The 16,569-nt window shown below is 70.5% G+C and carries 11 protein-coding genes; 7 read left to right on the plus strand and 4 right to left on the minus strand.

Going from position 1 to position 16,569, the window contains the following annotated elements; translation table 11 throughout:
• The first annotated feature begins 4 nt into the window (after nucleotides 1–4).
• The 3 genes from ACZ32T_RS31855 to ACZ32T_RS31865 all read left to right on the plus strand — a co-directional run bounded on the left by ACZ32T_RS31855 (nucleotide 5) and on the right by ACZ32T_RS31865 (nucleotide 7,048).
• Entirely contained in the window at nucleotides 5–4,261 is a 4,257-nt protein-coding gene (locus ACZ32T_RS31855; protein ID WP_467370567.1) for an nSTAND1 domain-containing NTPase, read from the plus strand.
• 192 nt (nucleotides 4,262–4,453) lie between these two features.
• Nucleotides 4,454–5,359, plus strand: a complete 906-nt coding sequence (locus tag ACZ32T_RS31860) for an NAD-dependent protein deacetylase (protein ID WP_467370569.1) — start codon at nucleotides 4,454–4,456, stop codon at nucleotides 5,357–5,359.
• A gap of 231 nt (nucleotides 5,360–5,590) precedes the next feature.
• Nucleotides 5,591–7,048: an amino acid permease gene (locus tag ACZ32T_RS31865; protein WP_467370571.1), complete on the plus strand. Its 1,458-nt coding sequence runs from the start codon at nucleotides 5,591–5,593 to the stop codon at nucleotides 7,046–7,048.
• Nucleotides 7,049–7,237: 189 nt separating this feature from the next.
• Here the strand turns inward: ACZ32T_RS31865 and ACZ32T_RS31870 are convergent, their stop codons facing one another.
• The gene (locus ACZ32T_RS31870; protein ID WP_467274088.1) at nucleotides 7,238–7,660 is read right to left on the minus strand and encodes a MarR family winged helix-turn-helix transcriptional regulator; all 423 of its coding nucleotides are present in this window, start codon (nucleotides 7,658–7,660) and stop codon (nucleotides 7,238–7,240) included.
• Nucleotides 7,661–7,824: 164 nt separating this feature from the next.
• Here ACZ32T_RS31870 and eno point away from each other — a divergent pair, with 164 nt between their 5' ends.
• The 3 genes from eno to ACZ32T_RS31885 all read left to right on the plus strand — a co-directional run bounded on the left by eno (nucleotide 7,825) and on the right by ACZ32T_RS31885 (nucleotide 11,520).
• Complete coding sequence (gene eno, locus ACZ32T_RS31875; RefSeq protein WP_467370574.1) at nucleotides 7,825–9,126, plus strand: phosphopyruvate hydratase; 1,302 nt, start codon at nucleotides 7,825–7,827, stop codon at nucleotides 9,124–9,126.
• Nucleotides 9,127–9,325: 199 nt separating this feature from the next.
• Complete coding sequence (locus ACZ32T_RS31880) at nucleotides 9,326–9,937, plus strand: TetR/AcrR family transcriptional regulator (RefSeq protein ID WP_467274084.1); 612 nt, start codon at nucleotides 9,326–9,328, stop codon at nucleotides 9,935–9,937.
• A gap of 86 nt (nucleotides 9,938–10,023) precedes the next feature.
• On the plus strand, nucleotides 10,024–11,520 hold the full coding sequence (locus tag ACZ32T_RS31885; RefSeq protein ID WP_467370576.1) for an FAD-dependent monooxygenase: 1,497 nt from the start codon (nucleotides 10,024–10,026) through the stop codon (nucleotides 11,518–11,520).
• Here ACZ32T_RS31885 and ACZ32T_RS31890 read toward each other — a convergent pair.
• The gene (locus ACZ32T_RS31890) at nucleotides 11,468–12,094 is read right to left on the minus strand and encodes a GNAT family N-acetyltransferase (RefSeq protein WP_467274080.1); all 627 of its coding nucleotides are present in this window, start codon (nucleotides 12,092–12,094) and stop codon (nucleotides 11,468–11,470) included. The two genes, ACZ32T_RS31885 and ACZ32T_RS31890, sit on opposite strands and share 53 nt — an antisense overlap.
• Nucleotides 12,095–12,578: 484 nt before the next feature.
• A complete protein-coding gene (locus tag ACZ32T_RS31895; protein WP_467370578.1) occupies nucleotides 12,579–13,157 on the minus strand; it encodes a dihydrofolate reductase family protein in 579 nt (192 codons plus the stop codon).
• A 261-nt stretch (nucleotides 13,158–13,418) separates the two neighbouring features.
• Here ACZ32T_RS31895 and ACZ32T_RS31900 point away from each other — a divergent pair, with 261 nt between their 5' ends.
• Complete coding sequence (locus ACZ32T_RS31900) at nucleotides 13,419–15,680, plus strand: FUSC family protein (protein ID WP_467370580.1); 2,262 nt, start codon at nucleotides 13,419–13,421, stop codon at nucleotides 15,678–15,680.
• Between the two features lie 64 nt (nucleotides 15,681–15,744).
• Here ACZ32T_RS31900 and ACZ32T_RS31905 read toward each other — a convergent pair whose 3' ends face one another.
• A complete protein-coding gene (locus tag ACZ32T_RS31905; RefSeq protein WP_467370583.1) occupies nucleotides 15,745–16,386 on the minus strand; it encodes a secreted protein/lipoprotein in 642 nt (213 codons plus the stop codon).
• Nucleotides 16,387–16,569: the final 183 nt, after the last annotated feature.

Consider the following 16,569-nt stretch of genomic DNA (forward strand, 5'->3'; position numbering starts at 1 on the left):
AGCCATGACCGAGCGGTCCCCCTCCCATGACGAGATCGCCGAGGAGTCGCTCACCGCCGCCACGGTGAGGATCACCGGTCCGGCCGGCGTCACAGGTGTCGGTGTACTGATCGCCCCGCAACTGGTGCTGACCTGCGCCCATGTCGTGACCGACGCAGCCGGGCTGGCGCGCGGGCATTCCGAGCAGCCACAGACCACGCTGGACGTCCGGCTGCTGCACACCCCCGGTGGCACGGAGGCCGTCACAGCGCGGATACGGAACTGGGTGCCTGAACACCCGGACGGCCGCGGAGACCTCGCGGTGCTCCTGCTCGACGCTGCCCTGACCGGTGCGCGGCCGGTCGTCATGGCCGATCCTCCCTCGGCCTTCGGTCACCGGGCCGTCGTCTTCGGGCTGCCGGACGACGTGGCGGAAGGCGGCTGGCACACTGCCGTGCTGCGCGGCCGCACCGGCGTCGGCTGGCTGCAGATGTCCCCGGACGGCGCATCGGACCCGATCCGTCCGGGCTTCAGCGGCGCGGCCGTGTGGGACAAGGTGACGGGCAGCGTGGTGGGCATCGTCACCGCGACCGCCTCCAAGGCACGTGGGCAGAACTTCTGCATCCCGACACGCACCGTCACCGAGCAGATCCCCGCGCTCGCCGGGCTGCTGGCCCCGCGGTGTCCGTTCCCCGGCCTGCACGCGTTCACCGAGCACGACAGGCGGCACTTCTTCGGCAGGGACGCCGATGTCGCAGCGGTGCTCGGGCTGCTGGGGGGCCACGACGGGCCGACGGGCTGCGTCACCCTGACCGGTCCCTCGGGATCCGGCAAGTCCTCCGTGCTCATGGCCGGTGTCGTGCCGCGCCTCAGGGAACAGGGCGTCGAGGTCGTCCTGCTGCGCGCCGCGTCCGGGCAACGGCTCCCCGTCCGCACTCCGCCTGCGGACGCCGGGCAGCGGCGTGTGGTCGTGGCCGTCGACCAGGCCGAAGCGCTGCTGACCCTGCCGGACGACGAGCTGCGCCAGACCGTCGGCCTTCTCCTGGAGGCGGCGGCGCGCCCTGGCACGGGCGTCCTCACGGTGGTTCGCTCCGATTTCCAGGACGCGATGCTCAGCCATCCGGAGCTGGGCCGACTCGTCGGCGGGGCGCCCGCCCACCAACTGGGGCCGATGCCCGCACAGGAGCTCGCCAACGCGGTCGTGCGGCCGCTGGAGGGGATACCTGGCGTCGAATACAGCGCCGGTCTGGCGGCGCGGATCGTCCAGGACGCGGTGGGGCGGCCAGGGGCTCTGCCGCTGCTCGGGTTCCTTCTGGAGTCGCTCTGGGAGCAGCGTCGTGGCGGACGTCTCCGGTTCGACGCCTACGAGCGCCTCGGCGGCGTCGGCCGCGCACTCGGCGAGCGGGCGGACATGGCCTGGCATGAGGTGCAGGGGGCACACCCCGCACCGGCCGCGGGGAGTCTGCTGCGTGCGCTGGTGCGGATCCCGCCCGGGACGAGGACGCCACTGCGGGCGCGGCTGCTCCGCCGCGATGCGGGCGAGGAACGGTGGACGATCGCCCGCGCGCTTGCCGAGTCACGCATCCTCGTGCTGGGCGTGGACGAGACGGGGCACGAGACGGTGGAGCTGGCGCACGAGGCGCTGATCGAACAGTGGCGGCCCCTGGCCGAGGTGCTCGCCGACGACCGTGCCTTCCTGGAGTGGCTCGGCACGTTGCGCTTCGACGGGCAGCGCTGGCGGGAGGAGGGCAGGCCCGATGGCCATCTGCTGGAGGATCCGGCCCTGGCCCTGGCCGAGCAGCGGCTCGCGGAACGCGGGGACGAACTCACGACGGACGACCGCACCTTCATCCGGTGCAGTGCGGAACTGCGCGATCGCAGACGCCAGGAGACCGAGCGGAGCGCGGCCCGTGCCCGTCGGGTGCGGCTCCTCACCGCGATGGTCGCCGTCGTCTCCTCCCTGGCGCTGATCGTGGGGTCGTTCCTGTATCGGGGCATGGTGGCGGAGCAGCGGCGCCTCACCTCCGACCGGCTGGCGCAGCAGGCTGCCGCGCTGGACAGCGTGTCTCTCACGGCCTCGTCGCTGTTCGCCGTCGCGGCCTTCGACACCGAGGACCGCCAGACGGCCCGCTCGACGCTGATGGCCCAGTACCTGCGGCTGAAGGACGTGGAGAACGTCGTCATGGAAGGCCGGTCCGACGTCGAGGACATCTCCTCGACCGGGTCCGGTGAGCAGTTGTACTCCCTGCTGGACAGCGGCGACGTCGTCCAGCTTGACCTGCGCAAGGCGGATGCCGAGCGGCCCGAGCCGCGGCAGCGGACGCGTACGGGCGACAACGCGCGCTTCGCCGTCTCACCGAACGGCCTTGTCATGGCACGTTCGAGTGGGTGGGGTGTCATCTCCCTGGGGATACGCGCCTCCGAGGAGGCCGCATTCGATCCCGAGGCGAAGGTGCGGTTTGTCTCGCTACGAGGGACCGAGGACGCGCGGCGGAATCCGCGCCCGGCGAGCGACCTCCGCTTCGACGCCGGCGGGGACCGCGTCCTCGCGACGATTCGCCGGGAGGGGGTGCTGGTGTGGGATACCGGCGACGGCAGTCGCGTCGGCCGGACGCTCACCCCGCCGAAGGGCTGGGACGCGGTCGAGGCGTGGTTCGGGGCGGGCGACACGGTGGTTGCCCGTATCGTGCCCGCCGGAGCGGACCGGGACGACGCGTCGGGCCGCCTGCTGGCCTGGGACAGAGCGACGGGTGAGCCGAGTCGCCCCTGGGGCGAGCGGGCGGCCGCTTCAGCGACCGTCAGCGGTGACGGCCGGACCTTGGTGACCTGCACCGCGGAGGGAGCTCTCGAAGTATGGCGACTAGGCCGCCAACCGCGCCGGGCAAAGACCTACCACACCAGCACGGCGGTGCAGCTCTGCCCGCTCCACGTCCCCCGGCTCGACGCGACGGGCCGCTATCTCGTCAAGCCGGTGGGACGGATGGGCGGCGATCTCGGCCGCATGCGGTTCCTCGTCGTCGACCTGGAGAAAGGATGGCCGGGCACCTTCGACGTGCCGTCCACCGCACCGGAAGACATCAACCTCACCCGTGGGAGGGCCTTTCCGGCGGTGGCCCTCGCCGGTCCTCCGAACGATCTGCGGGCCGCCGTCGCGGTCGGCGGCAGTATCGTCACCGTACGCGTCCGCCCCCCGGACTCCTTCGACGTCAACGTTCTGCTCGGCGGTTTCCGCACCGCGGACGGGGAACACCAACGCCTCGCGGTGGTCGACGCCAGGGGCGACGCTCTGCAGATGTGGGATCTCAAGACCCGCAAGCTGATGGGCTACGCCAAGTCACCTGAGCCTCTGGCCCGCTTCTACACCGCTTTCAGTCCTGGCGGGTCCCGCATGCTCACCGTGACGGCGGACCAGCGCAGCGTACTCGTCTGGCGGCTCACCGAAGCCCCGTCCGGGGGCGACGCCACACACACTCTGGCCGTGGAACACGTGCTGGAGCTGCCGTCCCCACCTGACCTCACGGCCCAGGGACCCGATCCACTGACCGGGCTCACCCCATCCTGGATCAACACCACATTCGCCGACGACAAGCACGCCGTGATCTCGGGGCTGTCCTACATGTCGCGCTGGAACCTCGACACGGGTGAGCAGGACGGCAAAACGTACCGGCCCTCGCAGCAGGAGAAGCCGGCGCTGGCCATGGCGGCGGCGGGCACCTGGGGCGGCGTCCTGCCGGGCACCCGCAAGGCGGTCGTGCGGACCGTCGACGGAGTCGGCACGTGGGACTTCGAAACCGGCGAGTACACCCGGTGGATCGAGCGGAAGGAGCAGGACGAGTCGATCCGCGGTCTTCTCGTCTCTCCTGACGGCAAGCGGCTCACGGTGCACTACGCCGGCGGATCCGTCCGGCTCTGGGACATCGAGCGCAAGGAGTGGGACGACAGGCTCACCGATGACGGTGTCCACGCGCTGGGCCGCAACCTCGACGAGAAGGGCGATGTACTGCACACCACCACCCGGGCCGGCGAGCAGGTGGTCCGGGACACCCGGGACAAGACCGTGCTGTACCGCTACTGGGCGCATTACGACACCACACTCTCGCCGAACTCCACAGGAGAGCGGATCACCATGGTCGAGGGGTCCCGCTCCTTCACGGTTCCCCTCGATGCCGACAAGTCGATCAAGCGGCTCTGCGCACTCGCCCAGCGGGGACCCACCAAGGGGGAAAGGGACCGGGCCGGCGACAGCGACGAGTTCGACCACGCCTGCCGGCCCGGGTCGTGAATGCCCCGGCTGTCGCGGCCCACGGCGTTGCGCCGACCGCCGCGGCTGCCACTCGGCCGGATCCCGCCTTCCGCTCCATGAACCGGAAGGTGGGTGCCGGCTCGGACGTGTGGTCCGTCGCGGCGGCGCCGTGCGACTCAGCGGTGGGAGCGGGGCGGCGGGTGGTCGGCGCCTGTTCCGTACCCTGGGGGCATGCGTATGCGCCCCACTCTGAGCTGGACCCCTGACCAGGACCTGCCGCCGGGCACCACGGATCTGGGTCCGGTCACGGACATGGTGGACCGGGGCGGCGTCCTGGTGCTCAGCGGGGCGGGCATCTCCACGGAGTCGGGCATCCCCGACTACCGGGGCGAGGGCGGAAGCCTGAGCCGGCACACCCCGATGACCTACCAGGACTTCACCGCCGGCACCCAGGCCCGGCGCCGGTACTGGGCGCGCAGCCACCTCGGCTGGCAGACGTTCCGCCGCGCCCGCCCCAACGCAGGGCACCGGGCCGTGGCCGCTTTCGGGAGGCACGGCCGGCTCTCGGGGCTGATCACCCAGAACGTCGACAGCCTGCACCAGGCCGCCGGCAGCGAGGGTGTCGTGGATCTCCACGGAAGCCTGGACCGGGTGGTCTGCCTTTCCTGCGGCACCTACAGTCCGCGCGGTGAGCTCGCCCAGCGGCTCGAGGCGGCCAATGCCGGGTTCAGGCCGGTTGCCTCGACGATCAACCCGGACGGTGACGCCGACCTCACCGACGAACAGGTCGGCGACTTCCGTGTGGTGCCCTGCGCGGTCTGCGGCGGCATCCTCAAGCCGGACGTGGTGTTCTTCGGCGAGTCCGTGCCCCCGCAGCGGGTTGAGCACTGCCGGGAAATGGTCCATGAGGCGGGCTCGCTGCTGGTCCTCGGCTCCTCGTTGACCGTGATGTCCGGGCTTCGGTTCGTCCGCCAGGCGGCTCGGACCGGGAAGCCGGTGCTGATCGTCAACCAGGACGCCACCCGGGGCGACTCCCTCGCCGTCACCCGCATCGCCCTCCCGCTGGGAACGGCACTCACCACCGTGGCCGCCCGGCTCGGCATCTCCGTCGACGAGGAGACAACGGGGCTTGTGTGAAGCGGGGGCGGCCCGTGCGGGGCTCAGGCCCCCTCACTCCCCCACGGTTGAGGCTCGCTTACTTTACTGGGCCGAAACCTCTGGAATACCTCAGATTTGTTTTCGTCAGGTACTGCACACTGCCAGAATCACAGGGTTCCTGATCATGCGCCTTCGAGCCATCGCCGGGCGCCTCCCCCACGGGCCCGGCCGGGACCGGCCATCTCCCCCTCACAAAGGCGAACCCCTTCCATGAGTGACGGCAGCATCGCAGCAGCCGGTCAGCCCGCCGCCGGGACACCGGCGAGCTCCCCCCACGTGGACGCCGGCGACGCCGGTTACAGCAAGGACCTCAAATCCCGCCACATCAACATGATCGCCATCGGCGGAGCGATCGGCACCGGGCTCTTCCTGGGCGCGGGAGGGCGTCTCGCGGACGCGGGCCCCTCGCTCGCCATCGCCTACGCCGTCTGCGGTGTCTTCGCGTTCTTCGTCGTACGGGCGCTGGGTGAGCTGATCCTCTACCGCCCGTCGTCCGGCGCCTTCGTCTCCTACGCCCGTGAGTTCATGGGCGAGAAGGGCGCCTTCGCGGCCGGCTGGCTGTACTTCCTCAACTGGTCCACCACCGCGATCGCGGACATCACCGCGGCGGCGACGTACGCCCACTTCTGGGGCATGTTCAGTGACGTGCCTCAGTGGGTCCTCGCGTTGACCGCCCTCGCCGTGGTGCTCGCGGCCAACCTCATCTCGGTGAAGTACTTCGGCGAGATGGAGTTCTGGTTCGCGATCATCAAGGTGGCGGCCCTGGTCGCCTTCATGCTGGTCGGCATCTTCCTGGTCGTCACCCGGCATCCGGTGGACGGCCACACCCCGGGCCTGTCCACCGTCTCGGACACCGGCGTCTTCCCCGTCGGCATGCTGCCGATGCTTCTCGTGATCCAGGGTGTCGTCTTCGCCTACGCGTCCGTCGAGCTGTGCGGTGTCGCAGCCGGTGAGACCGAGAATCCCGAGAAGATCATGCCTCGTGCGATCAACTCCATCATGTGGCGAGTCGGACTGTTCTACGTCGGCTCGGTGGTGCTGCTCGCGCTGCTGCTGCCCTACACCGCCTACTCCGGGGACCAGAGCCCGTTCGTCACCGTGATGGACAAGCTCGGCGTTCCCGGTGCGGCCGGTGTGATGAACCTGGTGGTGCTGACCGCCGCACTGTCCAGCCTGAACTCCGGCCTCTACTCCACCGGCCGCATCCTGCGCTCCATGGCGCTGTCGGGTTCCGCCCCCCGCTTCACCGGTCTGATGAACAAGGGGCAGGTCCCCTACGGAGGCATTCTGCTGACGGCGGGCTTCGGGGTGCTGGGCGTCGGGCTGAACTACGTGGTGCCCGGCCAGGCTTTCGAGATCGTGCTCAACTTCGCGTCCATCGGGATTCTCGGGACGTGGGGCATGATCATGCTCTGTTCCCTGGTCTTCTGGCACCGCTCGCAGGACGGCCGGGTCACGAGGCCCGCCTACCGCCTGCCGTGGGCTCCGTACACCCAGATCGTCACCCTGTTGTTCCTCGGCTGTGTGGCCTTCCTGATGTGGTGGGGCGGCGGGGTCGGCCGGACGACCGTGATGTTCCTGCCGCTGATCGCGGCGGCGCTGGTCGGCGGCTGGTTCGTCGTCCGCGGCCGGGTGCGCGAGATGGCACGAGCCGGACAGGAAGCCTGAGCTCCTCACGCCGGCCGGAGACTTCCCTTCCGCCCGGTGAAACGGTTGTGGCCCCTGCCTCCGGGTGGGGGCCACACGCCGTTCTGTCGCTTTCCACCGCTCTCCGTGCGCCGGCCGAAGTCCTCGTTCCGCATGTGCTCGGACATCCGGCCGATGCGGCGAAGGGGTGTGCGGACGCGTGTCGGGCCGCTAGCGCGTGGCGAGCCGCTCCAGCAAGGCCGCACTCCGCGCCAGCAACTCTCGCTCCTCTTCCGTGAGTTCGGCCTCGATGGCCTGTGCGAGCCATCCGGCCCTGCGGCCGCGCTCCGCGTCGAGTGCGGCGCGGCCCGCGTCCGACAGCTCGACCAGCGACTTACGGCCGTCCGTGGGATGCGCGCGACGCGTGATCAGGTTCTGTTCCATGAGCAGCCCCACCGCCCGGGCCATCGACTGGGGGCGTACGCGCTGGTCGGCGGCGAGGTCACTGGTGGTCATGGCACCGTCACGGTCGAGTACGCCGAGCACGGCGACCTGGCCCAGCGGGATGCGGTCCTCGTGTTTGACGCGTCGGGTGAGCTTGCCCATCGCCGTGCGCAGTTCGGCGGCGATGGCGGCGGCTTCCGAGGTGGGCATAGGGCACTTTACCCCGCTGGTCAGCGCAGTTGTGCGCGCTGACCTGCACAGCAGTGCTGTACAGCCAAACTGAGCAGCATAGCTGTAGGGTTTGGCCTTGTCGGGCTCAGCGCCAGCGCTGTCGCAGCCAGGGCCACGGCACATGACAACGGGGAGGAACTCCCATGTCCGCGAAAGCAGTCGCCGACACCACCATCGAGACCGTCACCGCCCGCCGGATCATCGACAGCCGGGGCAATCCCACGGTCGAGGTCGATGTCGTCCTGGCGGGTGGTTCCCTGGGGCGCGCGGCCGTCCCCTCCGGCGCCTCCACCGGCACCCGGGAGGCCGTGGAACTGCGCGACGGGGACGCCACGCGCTGGCACGGCAAGGGGGTCGACCGAGCGGTGGCCCACGTCAACGGGGAGATCGCGGCGTCGGTCTGCGGCCGGGACGGCGCGGACCAGTCGGGTCTGGACGCCGCCCTGGTCGCCCTCGACGGCACCACCACGAAGTCCAGGCTCGGCGCCAACGCGATCCTCGGCGTCTCCCTCGCCGCCGCGAAGGCTGCTGCGGCGGCCCACCGCCTACCCCTCTACCGTTACCTCGGTGGCGCCGACGCCACCCTCCTGCCTCTGCCGATGATGAACATCGTCAACGGCGGCGCCCACGCCGACAACCCGCTGGATTTCCAGGAGTTCATGATCGCCCCCGTGGGCGCGGAGACCTTCGCCGAGGCCGTCCGCATGGGCAGCGAGGTCTTCCACACCCTGCGTCGCGATCTGCTGGCCGCCGGGCACTCCACGGCCGTGGGCGACGAGGGCGGCTTCGCGCCCGCGCTGCGCACCGCCGAGGAAGCGCTCGACTTCGTGATGAGCGCCATCGAGCGCACCGGTTACCGCCCAGGCGCGGACATCGGCCTGCTCATGGACCCGGCGTCGTCGGAGTTCTTCCGCGACGGCGTGTACGACTACGCGGGCGAGGGGGCGCGTCGCACTCCCTCCGAGAACGCCGACTACCTGGCCGAGCTCATCGACGCCTACCCGGTCGTCTCCATCGAGGACCCGATGGCGGAGAACGATCTGGACGGCTGGCGCGAGCTGACCGCCCGCGTGGGCGACCGTTGCCAGCTCGTCGGCGACGACGTGTTCTGCACCGACGAGAGGCTGCTGCGCGAGGGCATCCGCACCGGTGTCGGCAACTCGGTCCTGGTCAAGGTCAATCAGATCGGGACGCTGAGCGAGGCGCTGGCCACGGTGGGCGCGGCCCACCAGGCGGGCTGGACAGCCGTCATGTCGCACCGATCGGGCGAGACGGAGGACACCACCATCGCGGATCTGGCGGTGGCGACCGGATGCGGTCAGATCAAGACCGGCTCGCTCTCCCGCTCGGACCGCACGGCGAAGTACAACCAGCTCATCCGGATCGAAGAGGAACTGGGAGATTCGGCGCGTTACGCGGGCCGCTCCGCGCTGCGGCAGGCGTGAACAGCAGACAGAGGTGAGCAAGCGCGGCCCCCGATCACGATCGGGGGCCGCTCGCGTGCAGCGGACCGGCCGACGCCTGCGCACAGGCGGCCATGCGACGGCTCCGCCTTCCGCTGTCCGACGGACCCGGCAAGACGCCGACTTTACGTGCGTGGCCCGCAATATTGCGCGGCACGCAGTTTTTGCTACCCTGGTTGACGTGAGTGGTCTTCGAGAGCGAAAGAAGGAAGCCACGCGGGCAGCCCTGAGCTGGGCCGCGATCAGGCTGACCGTCGAGCGCGGGTTGAACGCGGTCAAGGTCGAGGACATCGCCGGGGCGGTGGGCGTCTCTCCACGTACGTTCAACAACTACTTCTCCAGCAAGGCAGAAGCGATCGCGTTCCGCTACCTCGAGCGCTCCTTGCGGGTCGCTGCCGATCTGCGCGAGGGCCCGCCCGATGAGCCTTTGTGGGAGGCGATCACCCGTGCCGCGCTGCGGCAGCTGGAGCCGGGCCCGGAAGTGCGGCAGATGCCGCCGCAGGAGCCCGCCGACTGGGTCGCCGGCCTGCGGGTGATGCTGGCCGAGCCGGTGCTGCAGGCCGAGATGCTGCGGGCGGGCAAGATCGCGGAGAAGGAGCTCGCCGCGGCGATCGCCGACCGCACGGGCACCGATCCCGTGTCCGATCTCTATCCCCGCCTGGCAGCCGCGAGCGTGATGGCGGCCAACGGCGTCGCGACCGAACTGTTCGTACAGGGCGGTGCGCAGGAGCCGATGGAGGTCCTGCTGCCCAGGGCTCTCGACATGCTGGCCGCAGGGCTCCCCACCCCGTAGCCCTTCGCCTTCCCCCCGCAGCCGGGCGTGCCCCTACCGCCCCGTGCCCTTTTCTGCCCTCGTCTGCCCTGAAACGGAAGATTCCCATGTTTGACGTAGTCATCGTCGGCGGTGGTCCGAACGGCCTGATGCTCGCCTGCGAGCTGGCGTTGGCCGGAGTGCGTCCGGTCGTGCTCGAGCGTCTCGACGGGCCGAAGACCGAGCCCCGGGCGAACGGCCTGGTCGGTCAGATAGTCCGCATGCTCGATCGCCGTGGTCTGTATGCACGCATCAGCGGTTCAGGCGAGCCGCCCCGGCCGGCGCCCCGCTACATGTTCGGCGCCTTCGCGCTGGAGCTCGCGGGCCTCGGGAACAACCCCGTGAGCGTGCTCCCGGCCCCCCAGGAACAGATCGAGAAGGTCCTCTCCGAACGCGCTGTGGAGCTCGGCGTTATCCTCCGCAGGGGGCAGGAGGTGGCCGGTCTGCTCCAGACCGACGACCAGGTCGAGGTCACGCTGACGGGCGGTGAGACTCTCAGCGCCCGTTACCTGGTGGGAGCTGACGGAGGGCACAGCCTCGTACGGCGTCTGTCGGGAATCGGCTTCCCCGGTGTGACCGACGACGACTTCGTCAACCGGTCCGCGCACGTGTCCGTGGCGGACACGCACGTGGACGCGGACGGCGGCCTGGTCGTCCCCGGCTACGGCACCCTGCCGCCCCTGCTGTACGTGCGCACGGAGCGCGGCACGATCGTGTGGGGGCGACTGCCCGGCCGTGCGCCCGTACTTCACACCACGGAAACCGGCTCACCGGTCGAGCACAGCACACCCATGTACTTCGAGGAGATACTGGCGAGCGCCGAGCGGGTGCTGGGCGTCCCTGTGCCGGTAGGGCCGCCCGAGGGTGACGGGCCGCGCCTGCTCCGCCGTCTCGTCGGCGGTAACACCCGGCTGGCCGAGCGTTACCGGGACGGCCGGGTACTGCTGCTGGGTGACGCGGCACACGTGCACTCGGCGATCGGTGGCCCGGGCCTCAACCTCGGACTCCAGGACGCGGTCAACCTCGGTTGGAAGCTGGCCGCCACGGTGCGGGGGTGGGCCCCCGGGGATCTCCTCGACACGTATGACCAGGAACGTCGTCCCGTCGCAGAACGCGTCGTGTCCTCGACCCTGGCACAGTCGGCGCTGATGCGTCCGGGCCCCGAGGTCACCGCCCTGCGGTCCGTCTTCGGTGAGCTGCTCGCCTCACCCGGAGGCACCGAACGCATCGCCCACCTGCTCGCCGGGACCACCGAGGGTTTCGCGCCCGACCTCGAGGTGCACACCGGTGCGGGCACCCGTCGGCTGGCGGAGCTGACGGCCACCGGCCGTCCGTTGCTGCTGGACCTCGGCGGGGGCTTCGCCGAGGCCGCGAGACTGTGGCGCGACCGGGTGGATATCGTGAGCGGCAGGGCGGAGGGGACGGATGCGACCGGGCTGCTGTTGCGGCCCGACTGCCACATCGCGTGGACCGGTCACGACGCGGACGACGTCAGCGCTTTGCGTGCCGCGCTCAACCGGTGGTTCGGCGCACCACTGCGTGATGTGCGCGAGTCGGTGTGCTGACGTCTGAGACCGCAAGGGCCCGACCTCCACCGGACGGAGGGGACGAGGACCGCACGCCGAACCACTGTTCGGCCCCGTACTCCTCGAAGCACTCCACCTCGGTGAACCCCAGTCTGGCCGCGAGGCGCATCGAGCGGTCGTTGGCGGTCTGGGTGCAGAGCACCACCGGCTCGCCGGGGAGTATGCCGGCGAACCAGTCGAGCGCCGCTGCGCACGCCTCGACGGCGTACCCATGGCCCCACGCTTCCGGCAGAAAGGTGTAACCGAGCTCGGCTTCCCCGGCGTCGGGAAGGACATGCCCGGGACGTTCGGCCTCGCGCCTGTCGAGCGCGACCATCCCGATCATCGCTCCGTCGAGGTCGACCACGAAAAGGCCGGGGCGCCGGCCGGGCACCTCGGGCACCGCGCGTTCGAGCTCTTCGCGCGGACGTGGGCCACCGAGGTAGAGGCGCACCTCCGGCGAGGAGAACAGCTCGATGAACGCCGCTCGGTCGCGGGCCTCGGACTCGCGGAGCACAAGCCGTGCGGTCCTTATGGGGGTGGGTGGCCAGGCGACGGGTCCGAGTCCGGTCATGGCGGGCAACCTATCTCACGCCTCGGGGTCGTGGCCGGGGTCCGAGTCCGCCGCAGGCGCGGAGGCAAGCGATGTGCCGCACCCGTCGCGTGTCCTGGTCAGTGGTCGAATCGAGGTAGGCGGTCTTGAGGCGGTCGTGCCACGGGTCGAGGTACGCACCCGTCTCGCGGCGCAGGAAGGACCTGCTCGCCCACGGGATGGCCCTCCGGCAGGCGCAGGGAGCTGCGCTGCTCGAAGCCCTCCAGGCGTTCGGTCAGGCCGAGCTTCACGGCCGCGGATCCGTCGCCGTCCAGGACCACGAGCGGGCCGTGCTGAAACCGCGGGTCCGGTGCGGGCTCGGCCGTCCGGGCCGACGGGCGGGGCGCTGCCGCCACGGGGCGGGATGGGATGGGCGTTCGGACGGCGCCGGCCCAGGCCGGGGCGGTTCAACCCCTTCGAAGGTGGCGGCCAGGGGGGCCGGCGGGCGTGGTGGTCCTTCCTACGGCTACCCGGGGCTCTGCGAACGAGCTGCGCGGTAGCGGAGGTAGACGACCTTCGAGCTGAAGGTGCGGGTCTCCATGAGCTCGAGATCGACCCGTTTCTCGCTACGGGGAAAGAACGGAATGCCACCCCCGACCAGGACCGGGTAGACCATGATCCGGTACTCGTCGATCAGACCCGAGGCGGCAGCCTCGGCGGCCAGGGTCGCGCCGCCGATCGCGATGTCGCCCTTCCCCGGCTCGGCCCGCAGCCGTTCGATCTCCTGCGCCAGGCCGCCGGAGGCGAGGCGGGCATGACCCTGCACCGTCGACAGCGTGGTGGAGAACACCACCTTGGGGAGCGGATTCCAGAGGGCGGCCCATTCGAGCATCGAGTCGTCGAGCGACGGGTCCTCGTCGGCGGTCTCCCAGTACAGCATCGTCTCGTACAGCCGTCGCCCCATCAGATGGACGCCGACCTCCCGGATGTCGTCGATCCAGAAGCGGAAGACCTCCTCGTCGGGTCCCGTCCAGTCGAAGTCGCCGTCCGGCCCGACGATGTAGCCGTCAAGTGAGACGTTCATCGAATACGTCACGCTTCGCATCAGCAGTCCTCCTCGGTAGCGGTTCGACAGTACGACCGCCGGATGCCGTAGGGCGTTCGCGGCTCGCGGAATCTCCTGGGCCGGGGTCACCGGACGAGAACACCGGGCGTCGTTTCGTGCCGGCGGCCCGGCCGCCCGTCCCCGGCGAAGGTGTTCGCGGGGGTGTGCCGCCGGGCCAGGGAGGACCGTTCGTCCTCGGGTTCCCTGCCGTGCAATGCTGAAGGCACGTGGGACCACGACGGGCAGCGGAGAAAGTGCAGGGTGAGGGCAGTGCGGCGGGGCGGGGCCAGGTTGTGGGATCGGTTCGCGGCGTCCGATCCGGGGCTGCTGCGACTCACGGCGGGGCTGCGGACCGTCTCTGCGATCGCCCTCACCCTGGTGGTTCTGGCCCTGCTGGGCACCGGCGTCAACCACTTGGTCGCCGGTGCGATGACGGCGATGACCGCCACCTTCGCCGTCAAGGACAAGCTGGTGCGCGACCAGGCGGTCACGCTCGCTCTCGGTCTGCCGGTGTCACTCGGCGCCATGTCGCTGGGCGCGCTGCTGACTTCGCGGGTCGTCGCAGGCGACCTGTTCTTCATCGCCCTCATCTTCGGTGCCGTCTACTGCCGCCGGTTCGGCGAGCGTGCCACGGCACTTGGTCTCATCGGCTTCCAGGTCTACTTCCTCTCGCTGTTCGTCGGTGCATCGACGACTGCTCTGCCGGAGCTCTGTCTGGCTCTTGCCATCGGATTCGGCTGCAGCGCGGTGGTGCGGTTCGGTGTCGTCCCGGAAACGCCCCAACGCGTCCTGGCCCGGCTGCGCGACGCGTTCCGGACGCGGCTGGCCCAGCTCGTCTCCGTGCAGATCGAGCTCCTCGACGCCGGTCCGGAGCAGCTGGAGAAGGTGCTAGACGACTTGCGGCGGCGCACCGCGCGGCTGCATGAAACCGCTCTGCTGATCCAGGGACGCCTGGAGGAGGGAACTTCGGACGCGGACAAGGCGGCGTTGCTGCAACGCCGGGTGGCGGACGCCGAGATCGCCACGGAACGGCTGGGGATGCTGCTGTTGAACGCCCGCAGCGTCGAGCGCGCCGACACCCTGACCCTGCATCTGCCGCACGCGCCCGTGCCGCTCACCGGGGACTGGAGGCCGGCTGAGGACGACGCGACCATCGCCCTGCGCCGGGACCTCAAGGCGCTTCACCTCCTGGTGAGCCGTCCGTCGGCGCGCGACAGCGGCACGGCGGTGGCCCACATCCGTAACAGGCTGCTCGGCTACCGCGACGAGGAGAGGCTTCCCTCGGCTCCGTCGGGCATCCAGGACGCCTTCCGGGGTATCGGTGAGGCCGCCCGGTCCGTCCTGGGTCTGCGACTCGCGCTCGACGGGCCTCAGGACGAGTCGGACGACTCTCCGGCCACCACCCGATCGCGTGAGGAGTTCGACGCGGAGGACATCGCGCTGGCCTCCTCCGAGACGCCGGAGAAGGAGGACCGTACCGGGTTGCAGCGTCCTACCACGAGGGCGGCCTTCCAGGTGTCGGTGGGCTCGGTGCTGGCCATGGTCGGCGGTGAGTTCCTGTCCTCCCAGCGTTGGTACTGGGCCGTGCTCACGTGCTGGGTGGTCTTTCTCAACACCGCTTCCACCGGTGAGATCCTGGTCAAGGGATACCGGCGGCTCCTGGGCACCCTGCTGGGCGCGGTCGCGGGTGTCGCCCTGGCGGGGCTGGTCGGGGGCCACACGTGGGTCTCGTTCGCGCTGGTCCTCGCCTTCATCTTCGCGATGTTCTTCACGGCTCCGCTGTCGTACGCGGTCATGTCCTTCTTCGTCACGGCCATGCTGGGCCTGTTGTACACCTTGCTGAACTCGTACAGCTTCGACGTGTTGGTGCTCCGCATCGAGGAGACCGCGATCGGCGCGGCGTGCGGCGTCATCGCCGCTGTCCTGGTGCTGCCGGTGCGCACCGACCGCCGTACCGACGAACTGCTGGGCACAGTCCTGGAACGGCTGGGTGATGTCGCGTCCGCAGCGGTGGAGCAGCTCAGCGGTGGCCCTGCGTCCGATCTGCTCGGCAAGGCGCGCAGCCTGGACACGGCACTGGACGAACTGCGCGATTCGACCAACCCGTTGACCTACCCGATCACTCCGCTGCGTGGCCGCCGCCGGACCGTCCGCTATCTGGTGGCGCTCCTGGAGACGTGTGCGTATCACGCCCGTTCGCTGGCGGCGACGGCGGAACTCGTGCCGCACAGCAAGACTGTCGCGGCCGATCCGCGGCTCCACCGGGCGGGGCAGCGGATCGCCCATAACATCGAGGTACTCGGCGCCTACGTCGAGGACGAGGGCGCCAGGGGCGAGATCGAGTCCGGTGCCAGCATCGCCTCCACGCTGCGGGACGACGGGTCCGGCACGCAGCCGTCGGGGACGGTGACCTTCCGGGTGCTGCGTCACCTGCAGCGTCTTGACGAGGGTGTGGTGGGGCTCGCCCGCCCCCTGGACGTTCCGGTGGCCGACCGTGCCGAGTCGAAGGCCGTACGCGGCTGAGGGTTCCACCGGTCTCTTCACGTCGTGGCGAGGCCGTTGCCCTTGAGGCGCGACGGCTGGGCGATCAATTGGCCGACAGGCCCTGGCACGGGCTGGTCCTGTGGGGGGTGTACTCGGTGACCGTCCACCGCTCCCCGTTCGTCCGCTCCAACTTCGCCGTGACGGCGTACCTGACCCGCAGGCCGGGCGGCGACGGGATCCGCCAGCCGGTCGTCGTGTCGAGGGTCTGCCAGTCCGACGCGTCCGCGCAGTCCTTCACCGTCACCGTTGGCGGCTGGGCGCCGGCGAGCACGGTGGCGCGCGGCTCGTGACGGAGGTCGCCACGCATAGCCGTGTGCTCCTTCTTCATGCGGGCCAGGTCCGCCTCGAACGCGGCCCACACGTCGGGCGAGGTGTACCGCTTCAGGTCCGTCCCGGCGGCCGAGGCAGCCCGGTACGCCGTGATCTGCTCCGTCCACATCAGGCCGTAGGCCTCCAGCGCGTCGGTCTCGGTCACCCCGTCAGCCGTGGCGCTCGGCGAGAAGGAGTGCGCGGCTTCGGGCGCCGGTGCGGCGGACATGGCCGTCGTGGGCGTGTCCGCGGGCGGTTTCGCGTCGCTCCCGTCATCACCGCCGCCTCCGCAGCCGGTCAGGACGAGAACGAACGTCGCGGCGCCGCACCGGCGCGCGATACCCGCCCGGGAGTACCTCTGCCGAGCCGTCACCATCTGCGCTCCTGGTTCGCCGTGCGATGTCGATCAGCGGCTCAACGACGTACCGCCTCCAGGGGTCACCACCGCCGGGCCTCGCGTCACCGAACGGCGTACCGCGGATCGGTGGCGGGTGCGTCGTCCACATGAACGAGGGCCCGGGCCGGAGCCCGGCCGACCGGATGCTGTACGAAGAACCGT

The organism is Streptomyces sp. NPDC023573, from assembly GCF_055559735.1.

Coding starts and splice junctions, on each gene's coding strand:
- ACZ32T_RS31855 (WP_467370567.1), top strand. CDS start 5: ATGACCGAGCGGTCCCCCTCCCATGACGAGATCGCCGAGGAGTCGCTC.
- ACZ32T_RS31905 (WP_467370583.1), bottom strand. CDS start 16,386: ATGGTGACGGCTCGGCAGAGGTACTCCCGGGCGGGTATCGCGCGCCGG.
- eno (WP_467370574.1), top strand. CDS start 7,825: ATGTCCGCGAAAGCAGTCGCCGACACCACCATCGAGACCGTCACCGCC.
- ACZ32T_RS31890 (WP_467274080.1), bottom strand. CDS start 12,094: ATGACCGGACTCGGACCCGTCGCCTGGCCACCCACCCCCATAAGGACC.
- ACZ32T_RS31885 (WP_467370576.1), top strand. CDS start 10,024: ATGTTTGACGTAGTCATCGTCGGCGGTGGTCCGAACGGCCTGATGCTC.
- ACZ32T_RS31895 (WP_467370578.1), bottom strand. CDS start 13,157: ATGCGAAGCGTGACGTATTCGATGAACGTCTCACTTGACGGCTACATC.
- ACZ32T_RS31860 (WP_467370569.1), top strand. CDS start 4,454: ATGCGTATGCGCCCCACTCTGAGCTGGACCCCTGACCAGGACCTGCCG.
- ACZ32T_RS31865 (WP_467370571.1), top strand. CDS start 5,591: ATGAGTGACGGCAGCATCGCAGCAGCCGGTCAGCCCGCCGCCGGGACA.
- ACZ32T_RS31870 (WP_467274088.1), bottom strand. CDS start 7,660: ATGCCCACCTCGGAAGCCGCCGCCATCGCCGCCGAACTGCGCACGGCG.